Raw genomic sequence first — 10,517 nt, 5'->3', positions numbered from 1 at the left:
GTTTGGGGCGGAGCCCCAAGAAACCCGGCTCCGCCGGGCACCGGGCTCCGCCCGGACCCTCCCCCGGACTCCGTCCGGGGGAGGCCCACTCAAACGCCGGCGGGGCTGAATGTGCCGGCCCCCCGCTACGAACGGCGGCCAGAAGCCCGTCCGACCGTTTGCCTTCGAAGCCGACGGCATGGTCGGCCCGGCCTCCGCTTTCGCAGCGGGGGTGGGCCATTCCAGCCTCGCCGGCGACTGAGGCGCGGGTCCGGGCGGAGCCCCGAGGGAGCCCGCTCAGGGGTCGGGCACCCGCACGGGGGTCAGCCTCGTCGCGCAGCGGATCGGCAGGTCAGGGTGGCCGCGCCGGCCGCCAGGGCCAGGGATCCCGCGGCGGCCGCCAGGGGGAGGTCGGCGACGCCGGCGCGGGAGCCCGCGACGAGCGCGGTCACCGCGCTGCGGGCCGGGGAGGCACCGATGACCAGGGCGGCGAGCGAGCCGATGCCGCCGGCCAGGACCGCAAAGCCGGTCGGGCGGACGAGCGGCCGGCTGCCCAGCGCGCCGACGGCGGCGCCGGTCAGCGCGCACGCCAGCACCGCCAGGCCCCCCGCGGCGGCGGCCGCCCCGCCCGGCACCCCGCGGCGCGCGCCGATCAGCAGCACCGCGGCGCCGGCCACCGCCCCGGCGAGCACGGCCGCGCCCACGGCGGTGAGCAGGGCCGCCGCGTGCACCCGTACGGGACCGGCCGCGGCAGCGGCGCAGTCCCGGGCGGCGTCGGGCTCGAGGGTGACGCAGACCCGGACCAGCCAGGCCGCGACCGGGACCAGCCCGGCGGCCGCCCAGCCGAGGGAGTCGAGCACCGGCTCGCCGGGCCGGACCCCGACGGCCACGAAGGCCGCGTACAGCAGCACGGGCCCGAGCCAGCGCTGAGAGCGCAGCAGCAGGGCGCCCTGGTAGCGGATCAGGGCGGCGGTCACGGGAGTTCCTCCACGGATCGGATGTGCCAGGGCGGCGCGGCGGCGAGCAGTTCGCGCAGCACCGCGTCGGAGCGGGCCGCGGGCACGGTCAGCAGCAGGCCCCCGCCGGGCGCGGGCGAGGCGGCGAGCCCCGGGGGCGGCGCGGCGCCGGGCGGTCCGGCCGCCCGGATCCGGACCCGCGGCCCCGGCCCTGCGCCCCCGCCGGACGGCACCGGCACCGGCACCAACCCCGTCCCCTCCACCCGGTGGTGGGCATCGGCCGCACCCGCCAGCCGCGCCGGGTCGTGGTCGACGAAGACCACCGCGGCGCCGGCGGCGGCCCGCTCGGCGACGGCCCGGTCCAGCTCGGCGCGGGCGCCCGCGTCGAGCCCGGTCCAGGCCTCGTCGAGGACGAGCAGCCCGGGCTCGGCGAGCAGCGCCTGCGCGACGGCCACCTTCTGGCTGCTGCCCTTGGACAGTTCGGCGAGCGGGGTCCGGGCGTGCGCCCCGGCGCCGAACCGCTCCAGCCAGTACCCCGCCCGGCGCGCGGCCTCGGCCCGCCCCAGCCCGTGCACCCGGCCCATGTGGGTCAGATAGGCGGCCGCGGTCAGCGGCAGCGCGGCCGGGAACCGCTCGGGGACGTACGCCGTGCGGCGCGGGCGGCCGGTGATGCGCCCCTCGGTCGGGGTGTCGATGCCGGCCACGAGCCGCAACAGGGTGGATTTGCCGCCGCCGTTGCGGCCCTCGATGCGTACGAGGGTGCCGGGCGCCAGCTCCAGGCCGATGCCGCGCAGTACCCAGGCCCGCCGCAGGCCGTAGCGGCGGCCGACTCCGGTGAGCTTCAGTGGTTCGCCACCGCTTCGGTGACCTCGCTGGGTCGGACGATGACGAAGCCCTCGCCGCGCAGCATCAGCTGGACGGCCTCGCCGGAGCCGCCGCGCAGCATCGAGCCGACGGACTGGGAGCGGTGCAGGCCGGTCTCGAGCCGGGTGCTCCAGCCGACGACCGCGTCGGTGTCCACGTACACGGGGGACTGCGCCGTGACGGGGATGATGATCGGGTTGCCGTCGCAGACGATGGCGAGCTTCCCGGTACCGGTGAAGACGCTGTTGAAGAGGCCGCCGCCGGTCATGCCGGCGCCCTTCACCATCTTGATCTCGTAGGCGAGGGTGGGGTCGAAGCACAGGACGTTGCGGCCGTTGATCGACAGGGAGTCGCCGGGCTCGAAGTCGACGATGAAGCAGTTGCCGGCCTGGTGGGCGAACCAGGCCTCGCCCTGGCCGCGCACGGACATCAGCGCCAGGCCCTCGCCGGTGACGGCGCGCTTGAGCATGCCGCCTATGCCCTGGCCCTTGCGCTCGAACTGGAGGTTGCCGCGGAAGGCGACCATCGAGCCCTGCCGGGCGAGCATCTCGCCGTTGACGGTGTACTTCACCGACTTGGCGTTCTGCAGGGTCATGCCGGGTGTGGCGGCGGCGGACTGGGCCAGGTGCTCGGAGGCAAAGAGGTCGCTCTTCATGCGCCCGATCCTCGCCCGGGTGGCACCCCCGCGGCATCATCCTGTAGGCGGAGCCTGGCATCCTTGGCGGGATGAGCAGCCAGGACATCCATCCCCCCGCAGAGGTACCGGCCGTCGGGGCCGACAGCCCGTTCCGGCAGGGGCGCATCGCCCGCGACGAGGCCCCGCAGTTCGTGCTGCCCCTGGTCGTACGGATCGAGAAGGCCGGACCGCCCGCGCGCACGGACGCGCTGCAGACGGCTGCCCGTGCGGTGCTGGTGCTGCTGAGCGACGAGCGTGCGCGCGGCGAGGGCGAGTGGGCCTCGGCCGTGCGCGACTGGCAGGACGCGCGGATCCGGAAGGTCGTGCGGCGGGCGCGCGGCGCGGAGTGGCGCAAGGCCCAGACCCTGCCGGGCATCACGGTGCACGGTGATGCCTCGGAGGTACGGGTCTACCCGCCGGTCCCCCTGGACGGCTGGCCCAAGGAGCTCGCCAAGCTGCAGGTGTCGGGGACCGACCTGGACGACCCGGAGCCGGCCGGCCCGCCCACGCCGGGCGTCCCGGTGCTGTGGCTCAACCCGGAGCTGGAGATGTCCGCCGGCAAGGCCATGGCCCAGGCCGGGCACGCGGCGCAGCTCGCCTGGTGGGAGCTGACCGGCCCGGAGCGCACCGCCTGGCAGGACTGCGGGTTCCGGCTGGAGGTACGGACGGCCCCGCGCGAGCGGTGGCCGGAACTGAGCGGCAGCGGGCTGCCGGTGGTCCGGGACGCCGGGTTCACGGAGATCGCCCCCGGCTCGGCGACGGTCGTCGCGGACCATCCGGCGCTGCGGGCGCGGCTCTGATCCCGGCCCGCCGACTCCGGCCCTCGGGCCGGGGATCCGCGGAACCTCAAATGTTGCTCTGAACGTCCCCTACCGGTGGTTGGCCCGGCTGCGTCGGGGTCATGACACCGGCACACGGACCGGCACACACGGGACCGCTGAGAGGGGGCAAGGGGACATGAAGCCCATGGCACACCTGGGGGTGGGCATCGGCTGGCGGCCGGAGATCGCCGACGCGGTGGAGCGTCTGCCCGGCCTGGACTGGGTCGAGGTGGTGGCCGAGAACATCTGCCCCGGCCACCTGCCGGAGCCGCTGCTGCGGTTGCGCGAACGCGGCGTGCGGGTCGTGCCGCACGGGGTCTCGCTGGGCCTCGGCGGCGCCGAGCGGCCCGACCCGGAGAAGCTGGCCGCGCTCGCGGAGCGGGCGGTGGCGCTGGGCGCGCCGCTGGTCACCGAGCACATCGCGTTCGTACGGACGGCTTCGCCGGCGCTGGAGGCCGGGCACCTGCTGCCGGTGCAGCGGACGCGTGACGCGCTGGACGTGCTGTGCGAGAACGTCCGGATCGCGCAGGACGCGCTGCCGGTGCCGCTGGCGCTGGAGAACATCGCCGCGCTGATCTCCTGGCCCGGCGAGGAGCTGACGGAGGCGCAGTTCCTGACGGAGCTGGTGCAGCGGACCGGGGTCCGGCTGCTGATCGACGTGGCGAACCTGCACACGAACCGGGTCAACCGCGGGGAGGACCCCGCCGCCGTACTGGACGCGATCCCGCTGGAGGCGCTCGCGTACGTGCACGTCGCGGGGGGCGTCGAGCGCGACGGGGTGTGGCACGACACCCACGCCCACCCGGTGCCGCCCGCGGTCCTGGAGCTCCTGGCGCAGCTCCGCAGCCGGGTGGCCCCGCCGGGCGTCCTGCTGGAACGCGACGACGACTTCCCGCCGGAGGAGGAACTCGCGGCGGAACTGGCCGCCATCCGCGCGACGGGTTCCCTCGGCCCGGAGGCGGGCCAGGAGGCGGGCCCGGTCCCGACGGCGGTCGCGGCTGCGCGCGCGGACGCCGGGGAGCCGGCCGGGCTCGAAGCGGCGCGGACGCGGGTCGGGCTGGAGCAGGCTGCGCTGTTGTCCGCGCTCGTGGCCGGCACGCCGGTGCCCGAGGGCTTCGACCGGCAGCGGGTACGGGTGCAGGCGCGGGCCCTCGCCGCCAAGCGGGCCTCGGTCGTCGCGAAGGTCGCGCCGGAGCTGCCGGGGATCCTGGGCGGCGCGGACGCCTTCCGCGAGGCCTTCCTCGCGTACGCCCGGACCCGCCCCATGGCCGGCGGTTACCGGCGCGACGCGCTGGACTTCGCCGAGCACCTGCTGATCCGGGACCTGCCCGCCGACCCGGCCGCCCGGCGCCGGCTCACCGACTGGTGGCGGGACCGGGCCGGTGCCCGGCCCCCGGGCCGCGTCGTGCGCTGGGCCCGCGCCCTGGTGGGGAGGGCGGCATGAACCTCCTCGCCCTCGGTATCTGGCTCGGCGTCATCGCCTCCACCGCCCTCCTCTTCCGCGGCATCCGCCGCGCCATGCCGCATGCCGGTCCGGCCCCGCAGCTGCTCGACCTGTCCGAGGCCGCGTTCGTCACCGGCGGGCCCGGCGGGGTCGTGGACACCGCGCTCGTCTCCCTCCTCGGGGACGGCCGGCTCGTCGTCGGCGGGCCCGGCATCGTCCAGGTGCGGCCCGGGGCACAGGGCTCCGACCCGGCCGAACGGGCCGTGCTCCGGGCGCATGCGCAGGCCCCGTCCGGCTGGCTGTACCAGGTGCGCTACCTGGCCATGCTGGACCCGGCGATCCAGGAGACCGGGGACGCGCTGGTCGCCCGCGGGCTGCTCGCCCGGCCCGGGTGGGGCCGCCGCTGGCGGCGCCGCGCCCTGGCCCAGGTCATCGTGTGCGTGGTCCTGCTGGTGCTGTCCCTGCCGCTCACCTTCGTGGCGCTGGCGCTGCAGGCCGACTCGGGAGTCCCCTTCATCGTCGAGGTGTTCCCGGTCCTGATCGGCGGCATCGTGATGGGCGCCGCCGCGGCGAGGAGGGCCCGGCAGTGGGTCTCCCCGGCCGGGCAGCGGGCCCTTGCCGAGCTGCGCACCCGGTACGCGGGGCTGAGCACCCCGCCGGTGCAGACCGCCCTGTTCGGGCTGCGCGGGCTGCGGGACCCGTACCTGCGGTCCCTGTTGGTCCCGGCCGCCCGCAGCACGCGTCTGGCGGCGGCCCAGCACGGCTCCCGGCCGCCGCGCACCTCCGGTTCCACGAGCTCCTCCTCCCACTCCGGTGGTGCGCACACCTCGCACACCTCCTGCAGCTCCGGTGCCGAGGTGCTGCCGGTCGTGTGGTGCGCGAGCAGCGATCCCGGCGGCTCGGGGTCGGGCTGCGGGTACTCCGTCAGCGGCTGCGCCTCCTCCGGCTCCGGCTGCGGGTCGTCCTCCAGCAGCTGCGGCGGCAGCAGCTCGAGCTGCAGCTCGTCCAGCTGCTCCAGCAGCTCAAGCTGCAGCTCATCCAGCTGCAGCAGCAGCTCCTGACGGCCGCTCGCCCTCCAGCCGCACCTGGGGCCGTGAGCTACGGGCTCCGCCCACCCACCCCTCGCCCCGTTTCGAAACGGGGGTGGGCCACCCACTCAGCCCCGCTCCCCTTTCCAAACGGGGGGTGGGCCACCCACTCAGCCCCGCTCCCCTTTCCAAACGGGGGGTGGGCCACCCACTCAGCCCCGCTCCCCTTTCGAAGCGGGGGGTGGGCCATTTCAGCCCCGCTCCGCTTTCGAAGCCGGGGTCCGGCAATTCCAGCCCCGCCGGCGATTGAGGCGCGGGTCCGGGCGGAGCCCGGTGCCCGGCGGAGCCGGGATTTCCTTGGCGGAGCCTCGGGCCCGCGCCTCGAACGCCGACGGGGCTGGGCGTGCCCCGGCCCCCCTGCGGCATTCGGGGGATCGGGGGCGACACCCCGCGGGAGGTGCTGTACAGGCGCCCCGGCCAGCGCATCTCATCGGATCGTCCGACGAGATGAAGGGCGGCCCGTATGCGAACCCGGATCCGGCTCGCCGCGGCGGTCCTCTGCCTGGCGGCAGCCTTCGCTGCGACGCCGGCCCACCCCACCGCGGCAGCGGCAGCGGCAGCCGGCCCCCAGGCCGGCACGGTGGCCGAGGAGGTCGGGGCCACGGCGGTGGCGGCGCGGGCTGCGGCGGCCGCCGAAACGCCGGGCGGGGGGCTGCGGTTCGGGGAGTGCCCGCTCGACGAGGGGCTGCCCACGGCGGCCCGGTGTGCGGCCCTGCGCGTCCCCCTCGACTACGGCCGCCCCGACGGCCCCCAGATCACCCTGGCCGTCAGCCGGATCCCCGCGAGCGGCGCGGGCGGCGCCGCCCGCCAGGGCGCGCTGGTCTTCAACCCGGGCGGCCCCGGCGCGTCCGGCCTGTACTTCCCCCTCGTCGCCGACCTCCCCGAATGGCAGCGCATCGCCGCCGCCTACGACCTGGTCGGCTACTCCCCCCGCGGCGTGGGCCGTTCCGCCCCGCTGTCCTGCGAGGATCCGGCGGCCCCGGCCGCCGCCGGCCCCACGCAGGACCCGGCGGACCCTTCCGACCCGTCCGCCGCGGACAAACGGGCCCGCATCGCCGCCGCCCGGGCCTACGCCCGCGGCTGCGCGCAGCGGGCCGGGGCGGCGCTGCCGTACTACACGAGCCTCAACAACGTCCGCGACCTGCACGTGCTGCGCGCCGCGCTCGGCGAGCGGCGGCTGACCTTCGTGGGCGCCTCGTACGGCACGTACCTGGGGGCGGTGTACGCCACGCTCTACCCCGGCCACGTACGCCGCATGGTCCTGGACTCGGCGGTCGATCCCGACCCGCGCCGCATCTGGTACCTCGACAACCTCGACCAGGCGTCCGGCTTCGAGCGCCGCTGGTACGACTTCCGCGCCTGGGCGGCCCGGCACCACTCGGTGTACCGGCTGGGCGCCACCCCGCAGGCGGTGCAGGCGAGCTACGAGCGCGTGCGGGAGGCGGTGGCGCGCACCCCGGCGGGCGGGGTCGTCGGCACCGGCGAGCTGCGTTCGGCGTTCCTGCAGGCCGCGTACTACGACGAGGTCTGGCCGGAGCGGGCGGCGGCGCTGGCCGGGTTCCTGGCCGGGGATCCGGGGCCGCTGGTCCGGCTGGCCCGCCCGGACCCGGAGTCGGCGGCCGCCCGGGAGAACGCCCGGGCGGTGTACACGGCGGTGCTGTGCAACGACGCGCCCTGGCCGGCGGACTGGGCGGTCTGGGACCGCGACAACAGCGCGCGGGCGCGCCGGGCGCCGTTCGAGACCTGGGCGAACGCGTTCCTGAACCTGCCCTGCGCGTACTGGCCGGTGCGCGATCGGCAGCAGCCGGTGGCGGTGGGCGTGCGGCCGCCGGCCGCGGGTGCGCGGCCGGCCGCGCTCCCGGGCACGCTCGTGCTCGCGGCGGAGCGGGACGGGGCGACCCCGTACCCGGGCGCGCTGGAGCTCCAGCGGCGGCTCGGCCGGCAGGCCTCCCTGGTGACGGAGGCGGGGGCCGGCGCCCACGGGGTGTTCGGCGGGCGGAACGCCTGCGTGGACCGCCATGTGGAGCGGTACCTGCTGACGGGCGCCACCCCGGGGTGGCGCGTCACGTGTGCGCCGCATCCGGAGCCCGCACCGGTGTCGCTGGACGACCGGGCAGCGAGCGCCCCCGGGAAGGTACCCAGGGCCGTGCTGCCGCCGGCCGTCTGAACTTCCGGGCGGGATCTCCGGCTGCGTCGTTTCGGGGGCAGGGCCTCCCGATCCACCGGAGGCCACTCCTGTTCAAGGACAGGAGTGCAGTCGTCCTCCGGCACTTCCCCCCAGGGGAGGTATCAGGCGAGCCCGGCCACCAGATCGGCGACGGACTTGCGGCGTCCGGTGAAGAACGGAACCTCTTCACGGACGTGCATACGGGCCTCGGAGGCGCGCAGGTGGCGCATGAGGTCGACGATGCGGTACAGCTCGTCCGCCTCGAAGGCCAGCAGCCACTCGTAGTCGCCCAGCGAGAAGGAGGCGACGGTGTTGGCGCGGACGTCCGGGAAGCCGCGGGCCATCTTGCCGTGGTCGGCGAGCATCCGGCGGCGGTCCTCGTCGGGCAGCAGGTACCAGTCGTAACTGCGCACGAAGGGGTAGACGCTGACGTAGTCGCGGGCCACCTCGTCGGCGAGGAAGGCCGGAATGTGCGACTTGTTGAACTCGGCGGGGCGGTGCAGGGCCATGTTCGACCACACCGGCTCCAGCGCACGGCCCAGCTTGGTGCGGCGGAACAGGTTGTACGCGGTCTGCAGCTCGTCCGCGGTCTCCGCGTGCCACCAGATCATGACGTCCGCGTCGGCGCGCAGGCCGGAGACGTCGTACGTCCCGCGGACGGTGATGTCCTTGGCGGCCAGCTGGTCGAACAGCTCCTGGACCTCGTCGGCGTAGCCGGCGCGGTCCTCGGGCAGCACGTCCTTCAGCTTGAAGACGGACCACAGGGTGTAGCGGATGACCTCGTTGAGGTCCTTCGCCTTCTTCCCCGCGTTGGGAATCTTCTCCGGTGCAGTCATGTGTCCATTGTCCCGTGTGCTGATCAGTGGTCGGTGCCAGGGGTGCCCAACGTGGCGATGACCACGTCGGCCGCCGTGCCGGCGCTCGCGATGCACGCCGGGATGCCGACGCCGTCGTAGAGCGCGCCGCACACCGCGAGGCCGGGCAGGGCGGCGACGGACGTGCGGATCCGGGCGACCCGGTCGAGGTGGCCGACCGGGTACTGGGGCAGGCCGCCGTCCCAGCGGGTGACGGTGGAGGCGACCGGGCGGGCGGCGAGGCCGACGGCCTCGCCGAGGTCGGCCAGGGACAGGTCGACGAGCTCGGCGTCCTCGCGCTCGAGGTCGTCCTCGTCGCCGTGGCGGCCGACGGAGGTGCGCAGCAGGAAGAGGTCGGGGTCGGCGCCGGCCCAGGACCACTTGCTGCTGGAGAAGGTGGAGGCCTTGATGCCGCGGCCGTCGACGGACGGGACGAGGAAGCCGCTGGCCCGGCCGTCGGCGACGGCGTCCGGCAGGTCGCGGCGCCGGAAGGCCATGGTGACCAGCGCCATCGAGGCGTACTCCACCGCCCGCAGTTCGGCGGCCGCGGCCGGGGCGAGGGGGGCCAGCAGCCGGGCGGCCGGTCCGGCGGGGGTGGCCAGGACCACGGCGTCGGCCTCGACGGTCCCGGCGGCGGTGACGGCCCGCCAGCCGCCCTCGGGGGTGCGCAGGAGCTCGCGGACGGGAGCCCCGGTGCGGATCTCGCCCCCCGCGGCCCGGACGGCCCCGGCGACGGCCTGCGGGAGCCGGCCGATGCCGCCCTCGATGCCGGCGAAGACCGGTCCGGCCTGCTGCGGCTGCGCGGCCGCCCGGCGCTGCACCTCCCGTACGGCCTCGCCCAGCGTGCGGTGCGTACGGGCGGCCTCGAACAGCTGGGGCACGGCGGCGCGCAGGGAGATGCCGTACGCGCGGCCGGCGTAGACCCCGCCGAGCAGCGGCTCGACGAGCCGGTCGACCACCTCGTGGCCGAAGCGGGCGGCGACGTACTCGCCGACGGCGACGTCCTCGCCGATCTCGGCGGGCGGCAGGTCGCGCTCGGCCTCGATCCGGGCCAGGCCCTCGGCGGAGAGCACGCCCGACGCGGCCAGCGGCGCGAGGTCGCCGGGTACGCCCATCACGTGGCCGCGCGGCATGGGGCGCAGCGCGCCGCGGGTCCAGATGTGCGCGGCGGTGGTGGCGGGCGGCTGCAGCGCCTCGCCGAGGCCGACGGCCCGGGCGAGCTCCAGGGCCTCGGGGCGGCGGGCGAGCACGGATTCCGCGCCGAGGTCGACGGGGGCGCCGGCGAGCTCGCCGGCGTACAGCTTGCCGCCGATGCGGGTGCCGGCCTCGAGGAGGGTGACGCGCAGACCGGCGCCGAGCAGCCGGTGGGCTGCCGCGAGGCCTGCGATGCCGCCGCCGATGACGACGGCGTGGCCGCCCGTGCCGCCCGTACGCGTGTCCGCTCCATGCATGGACACATCGTCTCAGACCGCTCACCGGCCGCGCGGACGGGGCGGCGCGGGCCCGCGGCGCGGGTCCCGCTGCGCGGAGCCTGTCCCCTCCCCACCCCTTCCCGAAACCGGGCTCCGCCCGGACCCCTTTCCGGGCGCTTCGCGCCCGGTGCGCTCAAACGCCGCGCGGGCTGGATATTCCAGCCTCGCCGGCGTTTGAGGCGCGGGGTCTGGGGCG

The 10,517-nt window shown here is 76.4% G+C and carries 9 protein-coding genes; 4 read left to right on the top strand and 5 right to left on the bottom strand.

All coding sequences use genetic code 11. The features are described from left to right. Positions 1-302 precede the first annotated feature (302 nt). The 3 genes from ABZ924_RS36955 to ABZ924_RS36945 are packed head-to-tail and all read right to left on the bottom strand — an operon-like array spanning position 303 to position 2,454. Positions 303-956 carry an ABC transporter gene (locus ABZ924_RS36955; RefSeq protein WP_361919855.1) on the bottom strand — a complete coding sequence of 218 codons (654 nt, stop codon included), beginning with the start codon at positions 954-956 and terminating at the stop codon, positions 303-305. Continuing rightward, positions 953-1,780: an ATP-binding cassette domain-containing protein gene (locus tag ABZ924_RS36950; RefSeq protein ID WP_361919857.1), complete on the bottom strand. Its 828-nt coding sequence runs from the start codon at positions 1,778-1,780 to the stop codon at positions 953-955. The genes ABZ924_RS36955 and ABZ924_RS36950 overlap by 4 nt, the downstream gene beginning before the upstream one ends. Then, the gene (locus tag ABZ924_RS36945; RefSeq protein WP_361919853.1) at positions 1,777-2,454 is read right to left on the bottom strand and encodes an AIM24 family protein; all 678 of its coding nucleotides are present in this window, start codon (positions 2,452-2,454) and stop codon (positions 1,777-1,779) included. Before ABZ924_RS36945 ends, ABZ924_RS36950 begins: the two co-directional genes overlap by 4 nt. Before the next feature lie 71 nt (positions 2,455-2,525). On the opposite strand from ABZ924_RS36945, the gene ABZ924_RS36940 reads away from it, so the two are divergent. The 4 genes from ABZ924_RS36940 to ABZ924_RS36925 all read left to right on the top strand — a co-directional run bounded on the left by ABZ924_RS36940 (position 2,526) and on the right by ABZ924_RS36925 (position 7,995). After that, the gene (locus ABZ924_RS36940; protein ID WP_361919851.1) at positions 2,526-3,275 is read left to right on the top strand and encodes an aminoacyl-tRNA hydrolase; all 750 of its coding nucleotides are present in this window, start codon (positions 2,526-2,528) and stop codon (positions 3,273-3,275) included. 157 nt (positions 3,276-3,432) lie between these two features. Beyond that, positions 3,433-4,740 (top strand): DUF692 domain-containing protein, encoded by a 1,308-nt coding sequence (locus ABZ924_RS36935; protein WP_361919849.1) that lies wholly within the window; start codon positions 3,433-3,435, stop codon positions 4,738-4,740. After that, on the top strand, positions 4,737-5,801 hold the full coding sequence (locus ABZ924_RS36930) for a TIGR04222 domain-containing membrane protein (protein WP_361919847.1): 1,065 nt from the start codon (positions 4,737-4,739) through the stop codon (positions 5,799-5,801). The genes ABZ924_RS36935 and ABZ924_RS36930 overlap by 4 nt, the downstream gene beginning before the upstream one ends. Positions 5,802-6,291: 490 nt before the next feature. Next, complete coding sequence (locus ABZ924_RS36925; protein ID WP_361919845.1) at positions 6,292-7,995, top strand: alpha/beta hydrolase; 1,704 nt, start codon at positions 6,292-6,294, stop codon at positions 7,993-7,995. Between the two features lie 122 nt (positions 7,996-8,117). On the opposite strand, the gene hemQ is transcribed toward ABZ924_RS36925, so the two are convergent. Both hemQ and hemG read right to left on the bottom strand, forming a co-directional pair. Continuing rightward, the gene (hemQ, locus tag ABZ924_RS36920; RefSeq protein ID WP_361919843.1) at positions 8,118-8,831 is read right to left on the bottom strand and encodes a hydrogen peroxide-dependent heme synthase; all 714 of its coding nucleotides are present in this window, start codon (positions 8,829-8,831) and stop codon (positions 8,118-8,120) included. A 23-nt stretch (positions 8,832-8,854) separates the two neighbouring features. After that, positions 8,855-10,300 (bottom strand): protoporphyrinogen oxidase, encoded by a 1,446-nt coding sequence (gene hemG, locus ABZ924_RS36915; RefSeq protein ID WP_361919841.1) that lies wholly within the window; start codon positions 10,298-10,300, stop codon positions 8,855-8,857. Positions 10,301-10,517: the final 217 nt, after the last annotated feature.

This window comes from Streptomyces sp. NPDC046876 (genome assembly GCF_040645035.1).
In the GTDB taxonomy this organism is placed as follows: Bacteria; Actinomycetota; Actinomycetes; order Streptomycetales; family Streptomycetaceae; genus Streptomyces.
Note: the sequence above shows the minus strand (reverse complement) of the source record. Positions and strands in the feature narration are given on the sequence as shown.

Bases quoted from the DNA above. Each gene is read 5' to 3' on its own strand.
- hemQ (WP_361919843.1), bottom strand. From the start codon at position 8,831: ATGACTGCACCGGAGAAGATTCCCAACGCGGGGAAGAAGGCGAAGGAC.
- hemG (WP_361919841.1), bottom strand. From the start codon at position 10,300: ATGCATGGAGCGGACACGCGTACGGGCGGCACGGGCGGCCACGCCGTC.
- ABZ924_RS36945 (WP_361919853.1), bottom strand. From the start codon at position 2,454: ATGAAGAGCGACCTCTTTGCCTCCGAGCACCTGGCCCAGTCCGCCGCC.
- ABZ924_RS36930 (WP_361919847.1), top strand. From the start codon at position 4,737: ATGAACCTCCTCGCCCTCGGTATCTGGCTCGGCGTCATCGCCTCCACC.
- ABZ924_RS36940 (WP_361919851.1), top strand. From the start codon at position 2,526: ATGAGCAGCCAGGACATCCATCCCCCCGCAGAGGTACCGGCCGTCGGG.
- ABZ924_RS36935 (WP_361919849.1), top strand. From the start codon at position 3,433: ATGAAGCCCATGGCACACCTGGGGGTGGGCATCGGCTGGCGGCCGGAG.
- ABZ924_RS36925 (WP_361919845.1), top strand. From the start codon at position 6,292: ATGCGAACCCGGATCCGGCTCGCCGCGGCGGTCCTCTGCCTGGCGGCA.